The sequence below is a fragment of the Streptomyces sparsogenes genome (assembly GCF_001704635.1).
Classification (GTDB): Bacteria; Actinomycetota; Actinomycetes; order Streptomycetales; family Streptomycetaceae; genus Streptomyces; species Streptomyces sparsogenes.
Map to the genome: position 1 here is coordinate 167,504 of NZ_MAXF01000038.1, position 23,391 is coordinate 190,894.

22 protein-coding genes, 1 tRNA gene and 1 pseudogene are annotated in these 23,391 nt (G+C 70.8%); 7 read left to right on the forward strand and 17 right to left on the reverse strand.

All coding sequences use genetic code 11. The annotated features are described in order from the left end of the window. Positions 1-133: 133 nt before the first annotated feature. Positions 134-1,522 carry a cystathionine beta-synthase gene (locus BBH68_RS08760; RefSeq protein ID WP_065960402.1) on the reverse strand — a complete coding sequence of 463 codons (1,389 nt, stop codon included), beginning with the start codon at positions 1,520-1,522 and terminating at the stop codon, positions 134-136. Between the two features lie 216 nt (positions 1,523-1,738). On the opposite strand from BBH68_RS08760, the gene BBH68_RS08765 reads away from it, so the two are divergent. The 3 genes from BBH68_RS08765 (at position 1,739) to BBH68_RS08775 (ending at position 5,523) form a co-directional block, all read left to right on the forward strand. Continuing rightward, positions 1,739-2,773, forward strand: coding sequence for an SGNH/GDSL hydrolase family protein (locus tag BBH68_RS08765; RefSeq protein WP_079150878.1), 1,035 nt, complete (start codon positions 1,739-1,741; stop codon positions 2,771-2,773). 258 nt (positions 2,774-3,031) lie between these two features. Further along, positions 3,032-4,252 (forward strand): acetyl-CoA C-acetyltransferase, encoded by a 1,221-nt coding sequence (locus tag BBH68_RS08770; RefSeq protein WP_065960406.1) that lies wholly within the window; start codon positions 3,032-3,034, stop codon positions 4,250-4,252. Between the two features lie 308 nt (positions 4,253-4,560). Beyond that, positions 4,561-5,523 carry a hypothetical protein gene (locus tag BBH68_RS08775; RefSeq protein WP_425428791.1) on the forward strand — a complete coding sequence of 321 codons (963 nt, stop codon included), beginning with the start codon at positions 4,561-4,563 and terminating at the stop codon, positions 5,521-5,523. A gap of 58 nt (positions 5,524-5,581) precedes the next feature. Here the strand turns inward: BBH68_RS08775 and BBH68_RS08780 are convergent, their stop codons facing one another. Continuing rightward, positions 5,582-5,902, reverse strand: a complete 321-nt coding sequence (locus tag BBH68_RS08780) for a hypothetical protein (RefSeq protein WP_076972190.1) — start codon at positions 5,900-5,902, stop codon at positions 5,582-5,584. Positions 5,903-6,026: 124 nt separating this feature from the next. Between BBH68_RS08780 and BBH68_RS08785 the strand changes: the two genes are divergently transcribed. Further along, the gene (locus tag BBH68_RS08785) at positions 6,027-6,257 is read left to right on the forward strand and encodes a DUF4287 domain-containing protein (protein ID WP_065960412.1); all 231 of its coding nucleotides are present in this window, start codon (positions 6,027-6,029) and stop codon (positions 6,255-6,257) included. Between the two features lie 119 nt (positions 6,258-6,376). On the opposite strand, the gene BBH68_RS08790 is transcribed toward BBH68_RS08785, so the two are convergent. From BBH68_RS08790 to BBH68_RS08830, 11 genes and pseudogenes are all read right to left on the reverse strand, one after another. Next, a complete protein-coding gene (locus tag BBH68_RS08790; protein WP_065960413.1) occupies positions 6,377-7,273 on the reverse strand; it encodes a Bax inhibitor-1/YccA family protein in 897 nt (298 codons plus the stop codon). A gap of 621 nt (positions 7,274-7,894) precedes the next feature. Next, positions 7,895-8,218, reverse strand: coding sequence for a MazG-like family protein (locus BBH68_RS08795; RefSeq protein WP_065960414.1), 324 nt, complete (start codon positions 8,216-8,218; stop codon positions 7,895-7,897). Between the two features lie 78 nt (positions 8,219-8,296). Beyond that, positions 8,297-8,428 (reverse strand): annotated as a pseudogene (locus BBH68_RS44455) (hypothetical protein); the annotation flags it as partial. A 34-nt stretch (positions 8,429-8,462) separates the two neighbouring features. Next, positions 8,463-9,275, reverse strand: a complete 813-nt coding sequence (locus BBH68_RS08800) for an endonuclease/exonuclease/phosphatase (RefSeq protein WP_245737965.1) — start codon at positions 9,273-9,275, stop codon at positions 8,463-8,465. After that, entirely contained in the window at positions 9,272-9,886 is a 615-nt protein-coding gene (gene tmk, locus BBH68_RS08805; protein WP_065960416.1) for a dTMP kinase, read from the reverse strand. Before tmk ends, BBH68_RS08800 begins: the two co-directional genes overlap by 4 nt. Beyond that, on the reverse strand, positions 9,883-10,989 hold the full coding sequence (locus tag BBH68_RS39040; RefSeq protein ID WP_076972191.1) for a radical SAM/SPASM domain-containing protein: 1,107 nt from the start codon (positions 10,987-10,989) through the stop codon (positions 9,883-9,885). The genes tmk and BBH68_RS39040 overlap by 4 nt, the downstream gene beginning before the upstream one ends. An 82-nt stretch (positions 10,990-11,071) precedes the next feature. Then, positions 11,072-11,197, reverse strand: a complete 126-nt coding sequence (locus tag BBH68_RS43985; protein WP_281182472.1) for a hypothetical protein — start codon at positions 11,195-11,197, stop codon at positions 11,072-11,074. A 449-nt stretch (positions 11,198-11,646) separates the two neighbouring features. Then, the gene (locus tag BBH68_RS08815) at positions 11,647-12,531 is read right to left on the reverse strand and encodes a Scr1 family TA system antitoxin-like transcriptional regulator (RefSeq protein ID WP_158080409.1); all 885 of its coding nucleotides are present in this window, start codon (positions 12,529-12,531) and stop codon (positions 11,647-11,649) included. Then, positions 12,528-13,301, reverse strand: coding sequence for a helix-turn-helix domain-containing protein (locus BBH68_RS08820; protein WP_065960418.1), 774 nt, complete (start codon positions 13,299-13,301; stop codon positions 12,528-12,530). Before BBH68_RS08820 ends, BBH68_RS08815 begins: the two co-directional genes overlap by 4 nt. A gap of 74 nt (positions 13,302-13,375) precedes the next feature. Continuing rightward, positions 13,376-13,729 carry an ATP-binding protein gene (locus BBH68_RS08825; protein ID WP_245737966.1) on the reverse strand — a complete coding sequence of 118 codons (354 nt, stop codon included), beginning with the start codon at positions 13,727-13,729 and terminating at the stop codon, positions 13,376-13,378. A 262-nt stretch (positions 13,730-13,991) separates the two neighbouring features. Beyond that, complete coding sequence (locus BBH68_RS08830; protein WP_065960420.1) at positions 13,992-15,224, reverse strand: helix-turn-helix domain-containing protein; 1,233 nt, start codon at positions 15,222-15,224, stop codon at positions 13,992-13,994. Positions 15,225-15,394: 170 nt separating this feature from the next. Between BBH68_RS08830 and BBH68_RS08835 the strand changes: the two genes are divergently transcribed. Beyond that, positions 15,395-15,604 carry a hypothetical protein gene (locus BBH68_RS08835; protein ID WP_065960421.1) on the forward strand — a complete coding sequence of 70 codons (210 nt, stop codon included), beginning with the start codon at positions 15,395-15,397 and terminating at the stop codon, positions 15,602-15,604. Between the two features lie 146 nt (positions 15,605-15,750). On the opposite strand, the gene BBH68_RS08840 is transcribed toward BBH68_RS08835, so the two are convergent. Continuing rightward, on the reverse strand, positions 15,751-16,335 hold the full coding sequence (locus BBH68_RS08840; RefSeq protein WP_065960422.1) for a hypothetical protein: 585 nt from the start codon (positions 16,333-16,335) through the stop codon (positions 15,751-15,753). A 104-nt stretch (positions 16,336-16,439) separates the two neighbouring features. Further along, a tRNA-Leu gene (locus tag BBH68_RS08845) sits at positions 16,440-16,522 on the reverse strand. A gap of 398 nt (positions 16,523-16,920) precedes the next feature. Here BBH68_RS08845 and BBH68_RS08850 point away from each other — a divergent pair. Next, positions 16,921-17,700: an ABC transporter ATP-binding protein gene (locus BBH68_RS08850; RefSeq protein ID WP_065960424.1), complete on the forward strand. Its 780-nt coding sequence runs from the start codon at positions 16,921-16,923 to the stop codon at positions 17,698-17,700. Positions 17,701-17,805: 105 nt separating this feature from the next. Continuing rightward, complete coding sequence (locus tag BBH68_RS08855; RefSeq protein ID WP_065960427.1) at positions 17,806-20,349, forward strand: ABC transporter permease; 2,544 nt, start codon at positions 17,806-17,808, stop codon at positions 20,347-20,349. Between the two features lie 87 nt (positions 20,350-20,436). Here BBH68_RS08855 and BBH68_RS08860 read toward each other — a convergent pair whose 3' ends face one another. Together BBH68_RS08860 and BBH68_RS08865 are read right to left on the reverse strand one after the other, a co-directional pair. Further along, positions 20,437-21,765 (reverse strand): SAM-dependent methyltransferase, encoded by a 1,329-nt coding sequence (locus tag BBH68_RS08860; RefSeq protein ID WP_065960428.1) that lies wholly within the window; start codon positions 21,763-21,765, stop codon positions 20,437-20,439. 215 nt (positions 21,766-21,980) lie between these two features. Next, a complete protein-coding gene (locus BBH68_RS08865) occupies positions 21,981-23,360 on the reverse strand; it encodes an NAD(P)/FAD-dependent oxidoreductase (protein ID WP_076972194.1) in 1,380 nt (459 codons plus the stop codon). Positions 23,361-23,391 lie beyond the last annotated feature (31 nt).

Below are 23,391 nucleotides of genomic sequence, written 5' to 3' on the forward strand. Positions count from 1 at the left end.
GTGGGCTTGGAAGCCTGCGCACTGATCACAGTCCAGACCTCTGACCACGACGTCTCGGTGATCTGAGGCAGAAGCTTGCTCAGTTCCTTGGAGACCCACTCTTCAAGAGGGTCTACCACCTCTGGCTTCTTGCTCATTTGCGCTCCTGTGTGGAGAGGTAGGCCAGCAGGTCCTGCCGGCTCACCACGCCGCTGGGCTTGCCCTCCACGAGGACGATGGCCGCGTCCGCCCCGCCCAGTACCGCCATGAGGTCCTCCACGGGCTCGCCGGAGCCGACGTGCGGCAGGGGCGGGCTCATGTGCTTCTCCAGCGGGTCGCTCAGCGCGGCGCGCTGCGCGAACAGCGCGTCGAGCAGCTCGCGTTCCACGACCGAGCCGATGACCTCGGCGGCCATCACGTCGGGGTGCCCGGCGCCGGGCTTGACGATGGGCATCTGCGAGACGCCGTACTCCCGCAGCACCTCGATGGCCTGACCGACCGTCTCCTCCGGGTGCATGTGGACGAGCGAGGGCAGGCCGCCCTCCTTGCCCTGGAGGACGTCGCCGACGCGCACCGCCGGGCCCTCCTCCTCCAGGAAGCCGTAGTCCGCCATCCACTCGTCGTTGAAGATTTTGGAGAGGTAGCCGCGGCCGCTGTCGGGGAGCAGGACGACCACCACGTCGTCGGGGCCGAGGTCCTGGGCGACCCGCAGCGCGGCCACCACGGCCATGCCGCAGGAGCCGCCGACCAGCAGTCCCTCTTCGCGGGCGAGCCGCCGGGTCATCTGGAAGGCGTCCTTGTCGGAGACCGCGACGATCCGGTCGGCGACGGTGCGGTCGTAGGCGGTCGGCCAGAAGTCCTCGCCGACGCCCTCGATCAGGTACGGGCGACCGGTGCCGCCGGAGTAGACGGAGCCCTCGGGGTCGGCGCCGACGACCTGGACCCGGCCCTCGCTGGCCTCCTTGAGGTAGCGGCCGGTGCCGCTGATCGTGCCGCCGGTGCCGACGCCCGCCACGAAGTGGGTGATCTTCCCCTCGGTCTGCTCCCACAGCTCGGGGCCGGTGCTCTCGTAGTGGGAGCGCGGGTTGTCGGGGTTGCTGTACTGGTCCGGCTTCCAGGCGCCCGGGGTCTCGCGGACCAGGCGGTCCGAGACGTTGTAGTACGAGTCGGGGTGCTCGGGGTCCACGGCCGTCGGGCAGACCACGACCTCGGCGCCGTAGGCCCGCAGCACGTTGATCTTGTCGGTGGAGACCTTGTCGGGGCAGACGAAGATGCACTTGTAGCCCTTGCGCTGGGCGACCATCGCCAGGCCGACGCCCGTGTTGCCGGAGGTCGGCTCGACGATCGTGCCGCCCGGCTGGAGCGCGCCGGAGCGCTCGGCGGCCTCGATCATCCGCACGGCGATGCGGTCCTTCACCGAGCCGCCGGGGTTGAAGTATTCGACCTTGGCCAGGACGGTTGCCCGGATGCCCTCGGTGACGCTGTTGAGCTTCACCAGCGGGGTGTTGCCGACGAGCTCAATCATCGAATCGTAGTACTGCACACCTGCTCCAGGTCCGAATCAGCGGGATCTCCGCGGTCAGGGCGGCCGCCGTCGCGGGCCCGTGCTGCCCAGCTTATTGCGGACCGTGACCGCTTGACCGGTGCCTCTTGCCCCCGTGCGGAGGGGACGCACAAGCTGGACGACAACTGGTTAGGAAGTCGTACAAAAAAGGGTACAAAGGAGCAACAGGCGTGTGGACGGAGGTGGGCTGGACCCATGTCTATGTCGAGGGCGAGAGTCGCGCGGCGGATCGCCGCCGCGGCGGCGTACGGAGGCGGTGGAATCGGGCTGCTGGGCGGCGTGGCCGCCGTTCTGCTGCTCACCGAGGTCTCACACGCGAAGCGGGTGGTCGGCGGCTCCGAGGACCCTCCGCCGCGCGCCGACGGCCGGTACGGGTTCGACTTCTCCGCGAGCGACGGCCGGCCGCCGCTGCGGCTGGCCTTCCTCGGCGACTCCACCGCCGCCGGGCAGGGCGTGCACCGGCCCAGCCAGACGCCGGGCGCGCTGCTCGCCTCCGGGCTGGCCGCGGTCGCCGAGCGCCCCGTCGACCTGCGCAATGTGGCCCAGCCCGGCGCCCAGTCCGACGACCTGGAGCGGCAGGTGACGCTGGTGCTGGAGGACCCGGCGGCCCGCCCCGACGTCTGCGTGATCATGATCGGCGCCAATGACGTCACCCACCGCATGCCCCCGGCCCAGTCCGTCCGGCTGCTGTCGGAGGCGGTGCGCAGGCTGCGCGAGCGCGGCTGCGAGGTGGTGGTGGGCACCTGCCCGGACCTCGGCACCATCGAGCCCGTCTACCAGCCGCTGCGCTGGATCGCCCGCCGCCTCAGCCGCCAGCTGGCCGCCGCGCAGACCATCGGGGTGGTCGAGCAGGGCGGCCGTACGGTGTCGCTGGGCGATCTGCTCGGGCCGGAGTTCGCGGCCAATCCGCGGGAGCTGTTCGGGCCGGACAACTATCACCCCTCGGCGGAGGGGTACGCCACGGCCGCGATGGCCGTGCTGCCGACGCTGTGCGGGGCGCTGGGGCTGTGGCCGCAGGAGCCCGAGGAGGCCCGGGACGTGGGCATCCTGCCGGTGGCCAAGGCCGCGGCCGAGGCGGCGGCCGAGGGCGGCACCGAGGTCACCGCGGCCCGCGGGCCCTGGGCCCGGCTGCTGCGGCGCGACCGCCGCGCCTCGGGCGAGCGGCCGCCCGCCCCCGCGAACCAGGCCGAGGCGCCCTCCTCCACCGGCCCGCCACCGGCCACCGGCTAGGCCCCCGGCCGCGGGCTGGGCCGCAAACTGGGCCCCGGCGGCCACCGGCCGCGGGCTGGGCCCCGGGCGCGGGCCAGGCCCCCAACCACGGACCCCAGGCGCTTCAGGCGCTCTGGGCGCCACAGGCGCCGCCCGGGCCGCGCTGAGCATACGCTTGGAAAAGAGTCCTGCATCACAGCCCGGATGCCGTGACCCCCGCGATACGTACGGGTAACTTCCCTCAGAGTCCCAGCCCTCCGCGCCCCCATGGAGCCCGTGATGCCCGAAGCCGTGATCGTCTCTGCCGCCCGCTCCCCCATCGGCCGGGCCTTCAAGGGTTCTCTCAAGGAGCTGCGGCCGGACGACCTGACCGCCGAGATCGTCCAGGCGGCGCTCGCCAAGGTCCCCGAGCTCGACCCCCGCGACATCGACGACCTCATGCTCGGCTGCGGCCTGCCGGGCGGCGAGCAGGGGCACAACCTGGGCCGGATCGTGGCCGTGCAGATGGGCATGGACCACCTGCCCGGATGCACCATCACCCGCTACTGCTCCTCCTCGCTCCAGACCTCCCGGATGGCCCTGCACGCCATCAAGGCGGGCGAGGGGGATGTCTTCATCTCGGCGGGCGTCGAGATGGTCTCCCGCTCGGTGAAGGGCACCTCGGACGGGCTGCCGGACACCCACAACCCGCTCTTCGCCGACGCCGAGGCCCGCACCGCCGCGCGCGCCGAGCAGGAGGGCACGGACTGGCACGACCCGCGCGAGGACGGACTGATCCCCGACGCGTACATCGCGATGGGCCAGACCGCGGAGAACCTGGCCCGGCTCAAGGGCATCACCCGCGAGGAGATGGATGAGTTCGGCGTACGGTCGCAGAACCTGGCCGAGGAGGCCATCAAGAAGGGCTTCTGGGAGCGCGAGATCACGCCTGTGACGACCCCGGACGGCACGGTGGTCGCCAAGGACGACGGGCCGCGCGCGGGGACGACCCTGGAGGGCGTGCGCGGCCTCAAGCCGGTCTTCCGCCCCGACGGGCTGGTCACCGCGGGCAACTGCTGCCCGCTCAACGACGGCGCCGCGGCGCTGGTGATCATGTCGGACACCAAGGCCCGGGAGCTGGGCGTGACGCCGCTGGCGCGGATCGTGTCCACCGGCGTCTCGGCGCTCTCGCCGGAGATCATGGGCTACGGGCCGGTCGAGGCGTCCAAGCAGGCGCTGGCGCGGGCGGGGATGACGATCGGCGACATCGACCTGGTCGAGATCAACGAGGCGTTCGCCGCGCAGGTCATCCCGTCCTACCGCGACCTGGGCATCGACCTCGACCGGCTCAATGTGAACGGCGGCGCGATCGCCGTCGGCCACCCCTTCGGCATGACGGGCGCCCGGATCACCGGCACGCTGATCAACTCGCTCCAGTTCCACGACAAGCAGTTCGGCCTGGAGACCATGTGCGTCGGCGGCGGCCAGGGCATGGCGATGGTGCTGGAGCGGCTGAGCTGAGCCGCGGCGGCGCGACCATGAACACGGGCGGCTGAGCTGAGCCCCAGCTGAAGTCGGACCCGGACTCGGGCTGTGCACATGCCGCGCGCATAAGTCGTGACCGAATCTCCCCCAGGATGTGACCAAGGTCCTGGGGGAGTGTTGTATGCCCAGCTCAGCGGCGGTGCTCCGGGCCCCGCCCGCCCCTCCCCGGCCCGATTTCCGTCCACTTGGTGATGTTATGCACTGACACGGGGCGGCACCGCGGGCCAAGCTGAGGTAGGAATTCGGGGGATCAACAGGAACCGGGAGTTAAGTCAGTGAGCCCCATGACTCTTGCCGCCCTCCTGGCCGCGGCCACCGCCACGGCCGTGGGCGCCTCCGCCCTGCTCACCGCCCGCGGCGTCCGGCGGGAGATCGCCGAGCTGCGCGCCGAGCTCGCGGCGGCGGTCGCTCCCGCCGGCGGCCGGGACGGTGGGGCGGGCCCGGAGGCGGACGGGACGGACGCCGTCGCGGTGCCCGCGCCCCGCGCCGCCGCCCCCGCCGCCGAGATACGCGCCGCCGTGGCCGACGCGCTCGCCGAGGAGCGGGAGCGCGAGCTGGCCGAGGCGCGGGCGTTCTGGGCCGCGCAGGAGGCCCGGGACACGGCGACGGCGGGCGACGCCCACCCGCTGCTGGGCAGGCTGGCCGGGCTCGGCGAGGAGCCCCAGCCGGACCTGATCCCCTACGTGCCGCGGCAGCCCGAGACGTCCGGCGTGGAGCCGCTGCTGGACCTGGACCCCCTCGGCCCCGACGGCCTCACCCCCGAGCACCTCGACCCCTCGGGCGAGCCGGACCGGCAGCCGGAGACCGCGACCGAGGTGGAGGTGGATCTGGACCTCGACCCGGAGGCGGAGCCGCCCGCCGGGGCGGCCGTGGAGTCGGCCGAGCTGGCGGCCGCGCGCCGGCGCCACCCCTCGCACCCGGACTTCTCGCCGCACCCCACCGTCGCCGACCACGACCGGACGGTGGCCCGGCTCACCGAGCTGGCCGACGGCCACGTCCCGCTCGCCGACGTACGCCCCGGCCCGCTGGGCACCCTCGACGTGTACGTCTTCGCCGACGGCACCACGGTCTGCATGACCCCGGGCCACCGCGAGACCGCCGAGCGGCTCGCGGACGCGCTGCTCGAGGGCCCCGCCCCGGTGCTGCTGCTGGGCAGCTCCGGGGTCCACGGCGCCTACGCGCTGACCTTCGGCTGCGGGGACGAACAGGTGTACGTCCTCGCCGACCGCGTCATCGCCTCGCTGTAGCCCGAGCCCGAGCCCGAGCCCGAAGCCCGTAGAGGCCGCGCCCCGTAGAGGCCGCCCCTCAGAGACCGCAGCGCCTGGCCGTGGCCTCCACGAGGTCCACCGCGCCGGAGAGCGCGGCGCCCTCCGGCGCGCGCTCCAGCGCATGCGCCAAATCGTGCCCGGCCACCGCGAGCTGGTCCGCGACCGCGAACAGCCCCGCGTCCGGCATGATCCTCGGGCTGCTCCCGGGCTCCTCGATCCGCTGGGCCCGCACCGACAATTCCCTTGCCAGCGCCAGTCCTTCGGCCGCCACGCCCCGGCTCAGGCGGGACTGCGGAAGGGCGCGCAGACGGTCGGCGAGCCGGTCCACGGCGGTCAGCAGAGGGGTCGTGTCATTCACATCGCGAGCCTATGCGCCACCCCCGGACTGTTGCCAACGGCCGAACAGTCAGGCACGGTGAGCTGAAGGACCAAATCCGGGCCATGAAAACCGGTCCGGCAAAACGGACGCGTCGGAGGCGCCGATGTCCCAATCCTTCTCCGAAGAAACCCACCGGAACCTGCTCTCCCGAATCCCCCACTGCACCGGCCGTGAAGTAGCCGACTGGTTGCGCACCGTAGACGAAGGGCCCGCTCTCTTCCGCTTCGAGGAGAAGGTCAGCTGGTTGCGGGGCGAGCATCAGCTCGCGTACGGCCACGCCAAGGCGATCATTCATGAGCACGATCTGAGGCGGGCCGCGCGCAAGCTCACCTAGCCTCCACCACCCACAACAGAACAGGCGAAGGGCCCGCGGGGCGCATGCCCCGCGGGCCCTTCGTATCACCAGTTCGCATCACCTGGGGGTCCGGTGCCCGAGGGCCCCGTCCCCGAGGATCAGTCCCTGAAGATGGAGATCAGCCGGAGCAGCTCCAGGTAGATCCACACCAGGGACAGGGTCAGACCGAACGCGGCCAGCCAGGACTCCTCGCGCGGAGCGCCGTACCGGACGCCGTCCTCGACCTGCTTGAAGTCCAGTGCCAGGAACGCGGCGCCGAGCACCACGCCCACGATGCCGAACACAATGCCGAGGCCGCCGCTGCGGAAGCCGAGGCCGTCACCGCCGCCGAAGGCGGCGAACAGCAGGTTGACCGACATCAGCAGCAGGAAGCCGATGGCGGCGCCGAGCACAAAGCGCTGGAATCGCGCGTTCACCCGGATGAGCCGGGTCTTGTACGCGGCGAGGACGCCGACGAAGACGGCCATCGTGCCGAGCACGGCCTGCATCGGGATGCCGGACCAGCGCTCGTTGTACACCTGGCTGATGACGCCGAGGAAGAGGCCCTCGAAGAGGGCGTAGCTCATGATCAGCGCGGGCGAGGCCTTGCGCTTGAACGACTGGACCAGGCCGAGCACCATCGCCACGAGCGCGGCGCCGAAGCCGACGGCGACGGGCAGGTCCAGGATCCAGGCGGCCGCCGCGGCGACGATGACGGTGCCCAGCGTCATGCCGGTGCGCATGACGACGTCGTCCATCGTCATCCGGCCGGTCTGCAGCGGGCCCGCCGGCGGCGCGCCGTACATCTGCTGCAGCTGGTCGGGTGTCAGATTCTGCTGGTCACCGACCGCGTACGGGTTGGTCGGGGCCTGCGGCTGCGCGTAAGGATTACCACCGGCGTACGGGTTGCCCTGTGCTGCGGCGGGGCCCCCGGCCTGCGGTGCCGCGCCGAAGCCCGCGTAGCCGCCGTCGCGGCTGAACCCCCGTCGCGAGAAGACCGGGTTGCTGCTCCTCATCTCACTCCTCCATGGCCGCCCTGCGCGACCTTGACTCCAGAGTAATGGGTAAGCAAAGAAAGCACCCTAGTGCCCAGGGAGGATATTTCCATGCACGCGTGAGCGGCGCGAGGCCCACCAGGGCCCCGCGCGGTAGACGTTGGGCGACCGGGCGCGCACTCAGCGTGCGGCGGCCGGGTCTGGGTGTGCCCGGAACCGGACTTGAACCGCTACCGACTCCCTTTCTGACCTGCGGCGATGCGCTGACCTCGCCGGATGGGCCCGGCTCGGCCCGGCTCATCCCGACTCAACCCGCGTCAGCCCCCGTTGATGCTCCCATGGGAGCACGGGCGGGAGCACGCCCAGGAACGGCGGAAGGCCCGGCACCACAATGCCGGGCCTTCCTGCGATTCCGTCTGCTTGCGGAGCATGGACCGGAACCGCACTCACCGCGCCCCCGCAGGGACGCGGTGAGTCTCGGTACGCGCCCCAATCCGACTGAAACGCGTCGTCATTTAACCGGCCCCTACCCAAGAGGTCTGGACAGATTCACCCCTTGGGCCTATGCCACCCATTCGGGTTACACGCAACCTTGCGCAACCCTGTACCACCTTGTGCGCGCCCCAGTTCGAGCGCCAGTGATCAGGACGGCATGACTCGGTCCACGAGGTGCTGGAGCCGGGCATCGAGCAGCTTCTCCGCGTCCTGCGGCGCGCAGGTAGCGAGCGCGACCATGCTCGTCACGATGACGTCGCACAGTTCCTTGTGGACGTCCCCCCACGTGTGAGAGGCGCCCTTTCGAGGGTTGGCGCCCGTCGCTCCGTGCATGGCCTCGGCGACCTCGCCGAACTCCTCTCCGATCTTGAGAACGCGCCACAGCTTCACGTTCTCGGCCGTGCCCGGATCGGCGTTCTCGTCCAGCCAGTTGCGCAGCTTCTCCACGCGGCTCCAGGTGGTGTCGTCCATCCGGTTTCTCCTCAGGTTGTTCGTACAGGGGTCAGGGTGAGGCCAGCGCGGCGTCCGGCAGCCACGCCAGGTACCGGGCTATGGCCTCGGCACGGTAGCCGTAGCGCGGCCGCGCTCGCTGTCATCCCACTGCGGCGGCCGCTCGCCCCACTCGACGCTGTGACAGACCTCCAGGTCCGCCGACCACCGGCAGGAGCCGCACGGTCGGCCGGGCCGGCAGCGGCGCCACCGCGTCCACCGGCTGTCAGAACAGCGCCGGCGCCGCCTCCGCGGCCCGGGCCGGGACGGTCACGGGCCGCGGCTCGACAGGGCGCAGCGCGAGGGACAGGGACAGGGCCGAGTGGTCGGTCAGCCGGTCGGGCCCGGTGCGCACCTCATGGATGTACGAGCAGCAGCGCAGCCTCGTCGCGAGCCGGGCGGATACGTGGGCGTGGTCGTACCGGTAGCCATCCCCGGTGCGCCCGACCCAGGAGTATTCGAGCGCGTCCGGGTGCAGGGTGCGGAACGCGTCGACGTACCCGGTCTCAGCGAACCAGCCGTAGAACCGGTATTCGAACGGCTTGAAAAACCGGTACCTCGGGATATGGGTGGGCTCCAGGACGTTGAAGTCGCCGAGGATCAGGCGGGCGCCCACGGCGCCGCTCGGAAGCTCCGCACTGCACGCGTCCAGGAAGCGGGTCTTGCGCTCGGTCTTCGCCGGCGACGCGTCCCGCGACGGCACGTACAGACCGACGATGTCGACCGGGCCCTCCTCGGTATCCACGGTCACCGATACCGCGCGGTGCGGGAGGTACGACAGGCCGGGCAGCCCCGACCGGGCGGCAAGGCGGCTGACGATCATCGCGCCCCGCTCGCCGCGCACCGGCGGGCGCGGAAAGACCACCTCATAGCCGGCCGCGCGGAACTTGGTCTCCAGCAGGTCGCAGCCGACGCTGTCAGCGGTCTCGGTAAGTACGAGCACCGGCTCCGGCCGCGTGGCCAGGTACTCGAGTTGGCGCTCGGCCCGCTCCCGGCCCGGGTTGTTCAGGTTGAACGTCAGCACGTCCAGGGTGGTCATAAGCGGCCCCTCATCCACGGTTCCCTGATCGCCGCCACGATCGCGCGGGCGATGTCGTCCGGGCCGGCGGTGGAGGCGTCCAGTTGCAGCACCCGCACGCCACTGGCCATGAGGAACCTAGCGGCCTCGAGGTACAGCGCGCATTCCTGCTCAGTCCCGCCAGGCTCGCGCTCATAGCGGCTGTGCGCTCCACGGCGGCCGAGCCGCTTGGTGATGACGTCGGCCCGGGCGTTGAGGATGACGGCCAGGTCCGGCATGTCGGCCTGCCGGTTGAGCTCCCAGACGAAGTCGCGGCCGACGCCGTCGAGGACCTGGAGAACGAGCGATGAGGCGATGTACCGGTCACACACGACGGCATCGCCGCGGGCCACGGCCGGCCGGATCTCCCGCTCCAGGTGGCTGTACCGGTCGGCGGCGATCAGGCACGCCATGGTCATCCCCCGGTAATCCTCGGTGCCATGGCGGGCGAGCTGCCCCAGCGTGGTGTCGCTCGGTTCCCGCGTCTGGTGGACTGGGAGGCCGGCCGCGCGCAACTGCGAGACGACGGCGGCCGTCACGGTCGACTTCCCCACGCCGCCCGGCCCGTCGATGGTGACGAACATGCCCGTCATGACACCCCCACGAGCGGCAGCACGCGGGACTGCGGCGGAACGACGGGGCACAGCTCGCTGTCCACAGCGCCGACGCGGTAGCCGGCCGCCACCACCGCGGCCGGGCAGCCCTTCCCGCACGACGGCGACATGGCGCAGCTACCACACGTGGGGTTGTCGCCCACCGTCCACCGCTCGTGGAACTTGTAGGCGTCGAGCTGGGCGGCGATGTCGTTGTCGGCCCAGACGTTCCCGACGATGAAGTCCGTATCGGGATGCTGGCTCGCCTTCGTGCGGGCGGCAAACACCAGGTAGGGGCAGACGGCGACCTCGCCCTTGGTGAACACGTAGATGATCGTGTTTGCCTCGCACCCGGCGAGCGGCTTGTCGTCGTTGGGGAACCGGATGTGCACCACGTCCAGGTCGTCGCCCTCGAACGGCATCGTCAGGTCGCGGATGTGCCGCATGTGGTCGTCCGGCCGGCGCAGCCGGCGTTGTGAGTTGGCGCCGCGTCCCATCGGCCCAAGGGGGTTCATCAGCACGTACTTCGCCCCCTGATCCTTGGCGAAGGCACAGAGCTGCGCGTATTCCTCGTCCTGGGCCAGGTTGTTGGGCGTGCAGAGCAGCCCTTGCAGGATGCCGGCCGCAGCGAACCGTTTCACGGTCTCGACGGTCTCCTTGAATCCCTCGGGGCGGCCCCGGAACTTCCCGTGAGACTCGGCTGAGAACCCGTCGAGACTGACGTTCATGTGGGCACCGAGCTGGGCCAGGAGGGTGATCTGGTGGTCGGTGACCATGGTCGCGTTGGTGCACACACCTACGCCCATGTCCACCGCGCGGAACTCGCGCACGATCTGGATGAGGTCCGCGTGCATGAACGGCTCCCCGCCGGTCAGCGTCACTCGGTTGACGCGGGCCGCCGCGAGCTGCGGGATGAGCTGGTCCCGGATGGCCTCCAGCACCATGTACTCGCCCCGCTTCGTCGCCGAGACGAAGCAGTGCCCACACCGCTCGTTGCAAGGCTCACAGATTTGGATGAGCGCCTTGCGGTACGGGTGGTCGACGGTCGTGCGGAAGTAGCAGGACGCGGCCCGTCCGTCGCTGATGATTGGGCGTGCGGTCACACAAACCTCCAAGGGTGGATGGTGTGGAGCCCGCGCCCCGGCCGGGCGACAGGTCAGCGCGGCCGGGGGCGGGAGTCTTGGGTCAGGCAGGGACGTACGCCAGCGCGATGCGCACCTTGTCTTCGAGACGCTGGATGCAGGCGTCGCAGACGGTGAGCGGGGCCTCCTGGCCGCCTCGCTCGACCGTGCCGAGCATCAGCGTCGGCACATCGATGCGCTCACACCACAGCCAGCAGGCGCCCGCGGCCCAACGCCCTCGCCGGGGCGCCGGTACTGTGCCACGTATGAGGGCGGCCCGGAGCATGGCCTCCAGGCGCCGGATACATGGCTCGCATGCGTACAGGGGAGCACTCCCGCTCTCCCCCTTCACCGGCCCCAGCCAGAGCACCCGGGCCGCGGTGCGCTCGCACCACAGCCAGCACCGGCCTGTGGTCCATCGCCGTCGCATGGAGGAGAGCCCCCTCTTGGTCTGTCGTGTCGTGACGGCTCCGGCCGCCCTCCCGCGGGGGCCGGGTGGACGGCCGGAGCCCCGGACCCACCTCGGGCCGGCACGGGACACCGGCCTGGTGGGTGGTCATGGGTGCGTGATGCCGTAGCCGAGCGCGCCCAGCAGCGCAGCCAGGACGACCACGTACAGCGCCTGTGCGGCGCCCGGCCTCATCCCGCCAGCCTTTCCGAGGAGGCACCGGTGGGCAGGTGAGCGGCCAACTCCTCGAACTGGACGCGGGCCCGCTCCAGCATCCACACGCCTTGCATGGCAGGAACGGCTTCTGCCTGAGCAGCCCACAGCCGCTCACGCCACGGCCTCACCTCACTGCCGGTGTAGTAGACGGCGAAGCTCGGCCCCTCCTGCGCGACCAGCTCATGCCCATGCACCGTCATCCAGTACAGGAGGCTGGGCGCGGGCGGGAGGACGGCGGCCTGCATCGGCACCACCAGGACCAACAGCCCGTCACCGGAGGCCGCGAGGTCGCGAAGATGGGCCATCTGATGTGCCATGACGGGCGGGTGCCCGAGGCTGCGCATGAGTACGGTCTCGTCCAGGAGAACGGTCACACCGCCAGTAAGCGGGCTCAGCGGCTGGCGCGCCGGGACCCGGGGCAACTCGGCCGACTGCGCCACCATCGCCAGATGGTCAACCGGATAGCCGGGCACCCGGGCGATCTCGGGCACCGCATACGCGCTGTAGATCGAGAGGGGATCAGCCTGCCCTTGGCAGGCGCGCAGCCGGTCCAGCCACCCCGGCGTGCTGTCGACCACCACGTGCTGGCGAGGCTCACGAAGCAGATCCTGCACACCCCTGACGGTGAGGAAGTCCTCGACACCGTAGTGGCGCAGCAGCCCAACCGCGTCCACCTGCCGGCGTAGGTGACCAGTCTCAAGACGGGAGATCTTCGATTTCGAACAGCGGATCGCCATCCCGGCCTCGTGCTCGGTGAGCCCCTGCGTGAGCCGCAGCGCCCGCAGGTAGGCCCCCACCACCAGCGTCGCCGCGGCCGGAGCCTCCCGCTTGCTCCTGGTGTATGTGGATCGTGTGCTCATACCGTCCCCCGCCGCTTCGCTGTCAACAGGTGCAGACGGCTCACTGGCGTACCGCTCCGGTACAGGCATTCGCTGATCACTTCACTCGCCGACGCCACTTTGAGCAGGGTCCTGCCATGTACCCGGCCCGGAGTCTCAGTCAGCGCCGTGACCGGCCCTGAGATCACGAGGACGCCCACAAGCTCCTTGCTCCGGTCCAATACCGGTGCGGCGACGGTGGCGAGACGGTAAGTCGGGCCGCTGAAGCCCTGCGCCCAACCCCGGCGACGCGTCTGGGCCAACATGTCGGCTGTATAGGGGGCAGTGCGGTGCGGTGCGGGACCGGCCCGGTCCGTCGAGTACTGCCAGGCGAGGAACGTCCGCGTGACGGGATCGTCGGCGAACGGGACGGGCACGCCGAGCTGCGACCGGCCCGCGGCATGGAGATCCAGCACTTCAGCGATGCAGACCCGTGCGGTGTCGGCCGGGCCTCGGCGCCGGACCAGGCGGACGGCAGACGCACCGGTCGCATCGCGCAGGGCAGCGAGCTTTTCGATCCCTGAGCCGGCCGTGGGAACCTCGTCGGTCGTAGCCCCCGGGCGGGCTATGCGAGGGCCGGGGGCGATCTGGCCGTCCTCCTGGCGGGCGGCCAGTCCGAGACGGATCATGGCCCGGACCAGTCGAGCCACGGTATTGCGGGGGATGCCGGTAGCGGCGGCTATCTCGGACGGGGAGGCTGAGTCGCGTCCGATCACGTCGAGGACGGCTGCGGCCTTGTCGAGGACCCCCACACCGCAGCCCACCTTTTCAGGGTCGGCCCACGGTTGGGGGCTGGAGGTTCGAGGGCGGGGCACGGACGGGGTACTCACCGAGCGCCCTCCAGCTCGAGGTCTGCCCAGGTTCGCTTCCCCCAGGGAAGTGGGTCGATGCCCCACTTCAGGGATAGTGCGTCCACGATGACCAGTCCACGGCCGTGCTCTTCGCTGGGAGAGACAGTCCGCAGCACCGGCTCGGCGTGGCTCTTGTCAACGACCGCCAGGCGTACCCGGCGGTCGTCGGTGCGAGTCACGGTGAAGCGAATGTGACCGCCGCGGGCGTGGTCGACCGCGTTGGCGACCAGCTCAGATACGACGTGCATCGCGTCATCGACGAGCTGGGGCAGATGCCAGGTCTCCAGTACGGTCCGCACCAGCTGCCGGGCGAGGGCTGCAGATTCCACCTCGCGCGGGAACACGTGGGTGTAGGCCGGCGCCCCGACGGCGGACGGCACCGCTCCGGGGCCCTCTGGCGTTTGTGGCACAGCTCTGGTCGTCACGTCGGGCTCCCCTGCATGTCTGCGAAGGGGCGGCGCTGGCCAGTCCTGGCGGGAGCGTGGGCCAGCGCCGCCGTCGTGCAGATCACGCTAGGTGTGCGCGCGATCACATCCCAGTGAAGAAGTGCCGTAATTCAGCGTCAGCTTACCCAGCGACTAAGGCACTTCTTCATAGTGCAGGGTCGACGCCCAGCCGACCCGCGAGCTTCCGCAGCTCACGGTCGCGGCGCCGCTCGTTCTCCAGCAGGCCCTCCACCGTGGATGCGGCGAGCACCTGGTGGGTCAGCCATTCCGGATGTTTCTCGTCGAGGTCGAGCAGCACTTGGCGGGCGCCCTGGTCATCCTGTGTCTGGTAGCGGGCGAAAGCGACATCCAGCCGGTGCCTGGCGCGTGAGATTTCCCATGGCAGCTCGGCCACGTTGACTTTGCTGGCTGTCTCAATGGCCTGGTCCGGGTGGCCGAGCGACACCTGGATAGTCGTCGCCTGCATTCCCACGCTCGCCGGGCCGAAGCTGGTCCCACGCACTCGTACCGGGCCGCACAGCTCGGCCGCGGCCTTCGCCCGCCTAAGGAGAGTGAACGCCTCATCCTTCGAGCTATCCGAATCAGTGCGCTTGGCTCGCGACGCCGAGACAGCGCCGGAGAGCAGCAGCACACCGAACATCGCGAACGCTTGTGGGATGTTGTCCGAGAACCTCGGCTCGATCTCTGCGGCCTTGCGGGCAGCCACTTGCTGGGCCTCGCTCCACCGGCCTTGCCGTAGGAGGACGAATGACAGCGTCGAGACAGCCAGGGCGTGTCGCAGTTCGTCACTGGCGCGCGCGGTAGCGTGCATCGCCCGCTCGACGGCGGTGTAGGCCAGATCGGTTTGGCCGAGCTGTGCGGCCACCTCCGCGACAAGGATGTGAGCAGCGGCAGACAGCGACCATACGGTGTCGTGGTCGGGGCCGCCCTCGGCCTCTCGGGTGGCTGCTCTCAAGTCGCTCACCAGCCCGGGCAGCATGGTGACGAGGTCGGTGAACTCACCCCGCTGGTAGTAGCCCCGGGCCTTCTTCAGGACCGGGCGCAGGTCCGCCGCACTGGGGGCATCGCTGTCGTTGCCGTATTGCTCCAGCCCTGGCAGATCGCCGGGGGTCTGGATGGCTGCGCGCAGGGCGACAAGTCCGCCTTGGGGCGCGAGGGAGTTCGTCATGGTGGGTTGACCTAGCAGGCGCGCCAGTTCGATGTCGAGCGCGGCCGCCAGTTTCTGGTACGTCGTGATCCGCGCCCCGCGTTGCGTGCCCTGCTCCAACCGGCGGATCGTGTCGATGGACACGTCCGCCCGCTCGGCGAGCTGCTCCTGAGTGAGTTCACGAATATCGCGAAGCCGGGCAATACGCTTGCCTACGGACAAATCTGTCATGCGATACACCCCCGCCAGAAGGTCTTTCAGCCACCGTACGCCCGGCGCAGGGAATCGGGGGACCCTAAAGGGGCCCGAACACACGAAAGTGCCTCATCCCCCCGCTCGTGAGGTCAGAGCAGGGGGTATGCGCATAAGCTCGCGGCGCTCCAGCCTTAGGATCCGAGGTCGTGGACATCCCCGACAGACTCAGCAGCCTCCGGCAGATCGCGGACGCGGAGTACGCCAAGCTCGCCGGGCTCATCGGCGACGAGCACGAGGCACAGTGGAAGCGCTGGCGAGACGCCGCTATCGAGAGCCAGGCGGCTGTCACCGAGCACGCCAAGGAAGCGGGGAAACGGCCCCTCAGCCCGCCACCGGCCACATGCCCATGCCGGTGAGGTTCCCCAAGGGCCTCCGCGCCTCCCGCGAGCAGCCCCAGCACGACCGCACCGCCGATGGCGTGGGCGACCCCGCCTAGACCCCGCCAGGGACGCGAAGCAGGGGCCCCGGGATTCCGGGGCCCCTGCTTCGCGACCGCGGGCCGTCAGGTGACCGCCTCCCGGCCGTCGCTCACCGCCAGAGCCGGGTTGAGCGAGCAGATCCGCAGCGCGTCCGTACGAGCCTGCTCGTAGGCAGCCCGCACCGCCTCCTGCTCCAGCCCCCACGCCTCGGCCTCCGTCTCCGCGCCGGGCCCGGGACGCCACTCTGCCCGGGACTGCGCCGGCTCTTCGGTGTAGCCCGGCTCGAACTCCCAGACCCACCTGCCGCGCAACTCGTGCACGTCCTGGCCGGCCGACAGCTCCGTGCCGTCGCCGCCGTACACGACCGGCCCCACTGACCAGACCCACACCCGGTCCGGGACCGAGGACCGCACCTCATGCACGCCACCGAGCACCTGGCGCTTCCACCACTCCAGCGACCACGTCTCAATGCGCACCGCCCCGCCGACGTCCTTGGCCCACAGGGCCGCCGTCCTCTCATTGACGGCTTGCTTGAAGACCTCCGCCGACTCCTCGTCGTCGAACAGCTCAGTCCCCTGGCCGGCCGCGCGCTTGCCGCCGATATTCCACTTCACCTGGTAGCTGGTGATCTGCCCAGCCGAGTTCCTGCGCGGTGTGACGTACGCCACGGAAAAGAAGATAGCGCCGCGTGCTCCCACGGTGCTCCCAACCGTGAGAGCATGACGACGCTTCCCCGCCAATAACCGCTGGTCAACGCGGGTAAATGACGAGGTGCCCGGAACCGGACTTGAACCGGTACGCCCGCGAGGGGCAGCGAGGTTTAAGCTCGCCGTGTCTGCATTCCACCATCCGGGCAGCGGCTCCCTGGGCCGTACGAGCGCGTACGTCCCTCCCCATAGGAGAGCAACCACGAGCCTATCCGGGGGCACGCCCCCGAACAGCGGATCGACGAACCGAGGTTGTCTTATTTTATTGGCAACTGAGGGTTCATCAGCATCGGGTCCGGGCGGCCGTACACACCGGCGTCCACCGGACCTGGCCATATGCCACACCACGCCCCGGGCGGGGGATTGACGCAATCTCGACGCCCCCGGACGGGGGTCCTCTCCTACCCAAGGAGGACCCGGGCCCCGCCGCGTACGTCCCGAGTCCCGTACGGAAACCGGAGCGCGGGGTGATACCAGGGCCCCACGGGGCTGTGAACATGGGAGGACGCCACGATGTCCCCCACAGCAGCGACAGGAGCCTCCACCGTGACCACGACCCCCTCCGGAGTCCAGGCCGCCCCCCGCGCCACCGCCGCGGCGCGCGCCACGGACCTCACCAAGGTCTACGGAGAGGGCGAGACCCAGGTCGTCGCCCTCGACGGCGTCTCCGTCGAGTTCCGGCAGGCCGAGTACACCGCCATCATGGGCCCGTCCGGCTCCGGCAAGTCGACGCTCATGCACTGCATGGCGGGTCTTGACACGGTCTCCGGCGGCTCGGCCCGCATCGGCGACGTCGAGCTGACCTCGCTCAAGGACAAGAAACTCACCCAACTGCGCCGCGACAAGATCGGGTTCATCTTCCAGGCGTTCAACCTGCTGCCCACGCTGAACGCGCTGGAGAACATCACGCTGCCCATGGACATCGCCGGCCGCAAGCCGGACCAGGCCTGGCTGGACCAGGTGGTGGACACGGTGGGGCTGTCCGGGCGACTCAAGCACCGCCCCGCCCAGCTCTCCGGCGGCCAGCAGCAGCGTGTCGCGGTGGCCCGCGCGCTGGCCGGCAAGCCCGAGATCATCTTCGCCGACGAGCCGACCGGCAACCTGGACTCCCGCTCCGGGGCCGAGGTCCTGGGCTTCCTGCGCAACTCGGTGCGCGAACTGGGCCAGACCGTGGTCATGGTCACCCATGACCCGGTCGCCGCGTCCTACGCCGATCGGGTGGTCTTCCTCGCCGACGGCCGGATCGTCGACGAGCTGCACGACCCGACCGCCGAGGCGGTGCTCGACCGGATGAAGCGCTTCGACGCCAAGGGCCGTACGAGCTGAGCCGGGCGCGCCGCCGGGCCCGGCCCCTCGGGCCGCCGGCCGGGGCGCGCGTCGGATCCACCACCTTCACGCTTCACCGCCGCCATCCCTCACTTGGACACGCCCATGCTCCGTACCGCCTTGCGCAACGTCCTCGCGCACAAGGCCCGGCTGATGATGACCGTGCTCGCCGTCCTGCTCGGCGTGGCCTTCGTCTCCGGCACCCTGGTCTTCACCGACACCATCTCCAGCGCCTACCAGAAGAGCTCGGAGAAGGGCTTCTCCGGCGTCGACGTCGCCATCAAGCCGGAGAAGTCCGACGACGACTCGGGAAACCCGGGCGCCGCGCCCCGGCTGACCCAGGGCCTGCTCGACCGGGCCGACAAGGTGCCCGGCGCGGCCTCGGCCACCGGCATCGTCTCCGGCTACACCGCCGTCGCCGACAAGAGCGGCGACCTGCTCGGCAACGGCTTCGCCAACGCCGGCGGCAACTACTACCCGGGCGCCGGCGGCAAGGACCCCCGCTACACGCTGACCGACGGCCGCGCCCCCAAGTCCGCGGGCGAGGTCGCGCTCGACTCGAAGACCGCCGACCGCGGCCACTACAAGGTGGGCGACTCCGTCCGGCTGTCCGTGGACGGCCCGGTGCGCCGGGAGAAGGTCGTCGGCGTCTTCTCCACCGATGACGGCAACGTCGCGGCGGGCGGCAGCCTGGTGCTGTTCGACACGCCCACCGCGCAGCGGCTGTTCGCCAAGCCGGGTGAATTCGGCGAGATCGACGTGAAGGCCGCCGCGGGCACCTCGCAGGCCGCCCTCAAGGCGGGCGTCGACAGGATTCTGCCGAAGGACGCCGAGGCCACCACCGGCCAGCAGCTCGCCGACGACCAGGCGGACCTGATCAAGCAGCAGATGAGCGGCATGCAGACCGGCATGCTGGTCTTCGCCGGGATCTCGCTGTTCGTCGGCGTCTTCATCATCGCCAACACCTTCACCATGCTGGTCGCCCAGCGCACCCGCGAGCTGGCGCTGATGCGCGCGGTCGGCGCCTCCCGCCGCCAGGTGACGCGCTCGGTGCTGATCGAGGCCACCGCCGTCGGCGCGGTCGCGGCCGTCACGGGCCTCGCGGCCGGCATCGGCATCGGCGCCGGGCTGCGCTCGCTGCTCAACTCCACCGGGGCCACCGTCCCGGACGGCCCGCTGATCGTCTCCCCGACCGCCATCGCCGTCTCGCTGCTGGTCGGCGTCGTGGTGACGGTGCTCGCCGCCTGGCTGCCCGGCCGCCGCGCCGCGAAGATCCCGCCAGTCGCCGCGATGAACAGCGTGCACGCCGCGCCGACCACCCGCGGCCTGGTGGTGCGCAACACCATCGGCGCGGTGCTCGCCGGGGCGGGTGCGGCCGGGGTGCTGGCCGGGAGCCGGATGGGCTCCGACGGCAAGCTCCCCATGGGGCTGGGCGCGGCCGTGCTGGTGGTGGGCGTGTTCGTGCTGACCCCGCTGCTGTCCCGGCCGCTCATCGCGGCCGCCGCCCCGGTGCTGCGCGCCTTCGGGATCTCCGGCAAGCTCGCCCGGCAGAACGCGGTGCGCAACCCCCGCCGTACCGCCGCCACGGCCTCCGCGCTGATGGTCGGGCTGACGCTGATCACCGGCATGACGGTGATCGCCGGCAGCGTCCAGAAGGGCATCGACAACATGGCCACCAGCGCCCTGAAGTCGGACTACGTGGTCAGCCTGGGCGGATTCGACGGCATGCGCCCGCTCTCCCCGGACGTGGAGAAGACGCTGGGCGACCTGGACCAGGTGAACGCGCTCAGCCCGCTGCGCAACTCCGCGTCCCGCATCGAGGGCGACACCGAATACCTGACGGGCGTCAACGGGAAGACCGTCCGCGACCTGGTCTCGGTGGACTTCAAGGAAGGGTCCTTCGCCGGACTCGGCGGTGACAAGGTCGTGGTCGACGACAAGACCGCCGACCACTACGGCTGGAAGCGCGGGTCCGCCTTCACGGTCACCTACGAGGACGGCCGCCGGGGGAAGCTGTCCGTGGTGGGCGTCTACGAGGGCAACCAGATGATCCGCGGCATCATGCTCGACAACGCCACCCTCAGCCCGCACATGCGCACCGTGACCGACATGCAGGTCATGCTGAAGACCAAGGACGGGACCTCGGCCGCCACCAAGGACGCCATCGAGAAGGCGCTCGGCGACAACCCCGCCATCCAGGTGCAGGACAAGAAGGACATCTCCGACGGCATCGCCCAGTTCTTCACCCTGATGCTGAACATGCTGTACGGGCTGCTGGCCATGGCCGTCATCGTCGCGGTGCTGGGCGTCATCAACACCCTCGCGATGTCGGTGTTCGAGCGGTCCCAGGAGATCGGCATGTTGCGAGCCATCGGGCTGGACCGGCGCGGCATCAAGCGCATGGTGCGCCTGGAGTCGCTGGTGATCTCGCTCTTCGGCGGGGTGCTCGGGATCGGCCTCGGCCTCTTCTTCGGCTGGGCCGCCGGTGAGCTGATCTCCTCCGGCCTGCCCACCTACGAGCTGGTCCTGCCGTGGGGCCGGATGGCCGTCTTCCTGGTGCTGGCCGCGCTGGTCGGCGTCCTGGCCGCGCTGTGGCCGGCCCGGCGGGCGGCCAAGCTCAACATGCTGGCGGCCATCAAGGCCGAGTAGGGCGGCTCCCCCGCACCAGAATCACGAGCGCCGGACGGGCCCAGCCCGTCCGGCGCTCGCGCCTGTCAGCCCCGCAGCTCGCCCTTGTCAGCCCCGCCAGTCGCGGGCGCGCAGCGGCATGCCGGACGCCCCACCCTCCGGCGTACGGACCGCCAGGACCTGGTTCACCCCGATCCGGTTGCGCTCGAAGGACAGGGCCGAGGCCGCCATGTACAGCCGCCACACCCGGGCCCGCCCCGGCGAGGTGAGCCGTACGGCCTGCTTCCAGTGGGCCTCCAGGTTGGCGACCCAGCGGCGCAGCGTGAGGGCGTAGTGCTCGCGGATGGCCTCCACGTCGCGCACCTCGAAGCCCGCCTCCTCCAGCTGGGTGACGGTCCGTCCGACCGGGGCGAGCTCCCCGTCGGGGAAGACGTAGCGGTCGATGAACTCGTCGACGTGGTACGCCTCCTCGTCCGGCTCCGGGCGCCGGGCGATCTGGTGGTTCAGCAGCCGGCCGCCGGGCTTGAGGAGGGCGTACAGATCGGCGGCGTACTCGGCGTAGCGCGCGGAGCCGACGTGCTCGGCCATGCCGATCGAGGAGATCGCGTCGTAGGGGCCGTCGGCGATCTCGCGGTAGTCCTGGACCCGGATCTCGACCCGGTCGGTGAGCCCGGCGTCGGCGACGCGCTTGCGGGCGTAGGCGGCCTGCTCCTGCGAGAGGGTGATGCCGACGGCCCGCACGCCGTACTCGCGCGCCGCGTGCAGCACCATGGAGCCCCAGCCGCAGCCCACGTCCAGCAGCCGCTGGCCGGGGCGGAGCGCCAGCTTGCGGCAGACGAGGTCGAGCTTGGCGCGCTGGGCGTCCTCGAGCGTGGCGCCGTCGGCCTCGGTGCCCTCCCAGTAGGCGCAGGAGTAGACCATGGAGGGGCCGAGGACCAGCTCGTAGAAGTCGTTGCCGACGTCGTAGTGGTGGCTGATGGCCTCCTTGTCGCGGCGCAGCGTGTGCAGCGGCCCGCGGCGCGCGCCGCGCGCCTCCTCCCGGGGCGGGGGCGGCGGCAGCCCGGGCCCGGCGAGGCCGGCCAGGGTGCGGACGGCGGAGCGCAGCGCGGGGTCGCGCAGCGCCTTGAGGGCGGCGGCGGCCTTCGACCGACGCGGTGCCGAGCCGTCGCCGCGCTCCCACAGCAGCCCGGCCAGCCGGTCCAGGGCGTCGTAGAGGTCGCCCTCGACGTCGAGGTCGCCGGCCACCCAGGCGCGGGCCAGGCCCAGCTCGCCCGGTTTCCACAGCAGCCGGCGCAGCGCCCTGCGGCGCCGTACGACCAGGACGGGGGTGTGCGGCGGGCCCGTCTCGCTGTGGTCCCAGGCGCGGATCCGGATGGGGAGCGGGGCTCCCAGCACCTCCTCGGCCAGTGCGGCGAGCCGCTGGGCGGCGTCGGCCATGTCACACACCTCCGTGATGGTGAGTCAGGAAGATTCACTCACCACGTAAACACCACGGGGCCCGCCGTACAGTCCCGCCGACACGTCTGGAATCGGCAAAGACCATCCGCTCGCACGCAGCCCCGGGAAAACGCGGAGGGCGCCCGCCCCACGGATGGCGGACGCCCTTCGGCATCGGAGGTGTACGGGACCGGGCGCGGGGCCCCGTCCGTGAGTTAGCTGGCCTTGGCCTTCTCGGCGGTGTTCTCCGCCTTCTTGGCCGCGGCCGCGGAGACCGGGGCGGCGGCCTCGTAGAACTCCTCGCGGGGGTTCTCGATGGCGCCGAGGGAGACGACCTCGCGCTTGAGGAACATGCCCAGCGTCCAGTCGGCGAAGACGCGGATCTTGCGGTTGAAGGTCGGCATGGCCATGCCGTGGTAGCCGCGGTGCATGTACCAGGCCAGCCGGCCCTTGAGCTTGATCTTGGTCTTGCCGAAGACGATCATCGCGACGCCCTTGTGCAGACCGAGCCCCGCGACCGCGCCCTTGTTGGCGTGCTTGTACTCGCGCTGCGGGAAGCCCCGCATGCCCGAGATCACGTTGTCGCCGAGCACCTTGGCCTGGCGCAGCGCGTGCTGGGCGTTCGGCGGGCACCAGGCGCCCTCGCCCACGGCGAGGTCGGGGACCTGAGCGTTGTCGCCGGCGGCCCAGATGTAGTCGGCGCCCTGGACCTGAAGCGTCGCGGCGGTGTCCACGTGGCCGCGGGGGCCGAGCGGCAGACCGAAGCGGGCGAGCGCCGGGTTCGGCTTGACGCCGGCGGTCCACACGATCGTGTTGGAGTCGACCTCCAGGCCGTTCTTCAACACGACGTGGCCGCCGACGCAGGAGTCCATCGAGGTGCCGAGGTAGACCTCGACCCCGCGCTTCTGGAGGTGCTCCAGGCCCCACTGGCCGAGCTTCGGGCCGACCTCGGGGAGGATCTTGTCGGCGGCGTCGACGAGGATGAAGCGCATGTCCTCGCGCTTCACGTTCGGGTAGTACTTGGCGGCGTCGCGCGCCATGTCCTCGACCTCGCCGATGGTCTCCGCGCCCGCGAAGCCACCGCCGACGAAGACGAAGGTGAGGGCCTTGCGGCGGATCTCCTCGTCGGTCGTGGAGTCGGCCTTGTCGAGCTGCTCGAGGACGTGGTTGCGCAGGCCGATGGCCTCCTCGATGCCCTTCATGCCGATGCCGTTCTCGGCGAGGCCGGGGATCGGGAAGGTGCGGGAGACCGCGCCCAGAGCGATGACCAGGTAGTCGAAGGGCAGCTCGTACGCCTCGCCGACGAGCGGCTGGACGGTGGCGACCTTGCGGTCCTGGTCGATGGTCGTCACACGGCCGGTGAGGACCTCCGCCTTGGGGAGCACGCGCCGCAGCGGGACCACGACGTGGCGCGGGGAGATGCTGCCGGCCGCAGCTTCTGGGAGGAAGGGCTGGTACGTCATGTACGACCGGGGGTCGACGACCGTGACGGTCGCCTCGCCGTACCGCATCTTCTTCAGGATGCGGCGTGCCGCGTACAGGCCTACGTACCCACCGCCTACAACGAGGATCCTGGGACGCTCCGTGGTGCTCATGATTCGAGTATCCAGCACCCTCAGGGGGGTG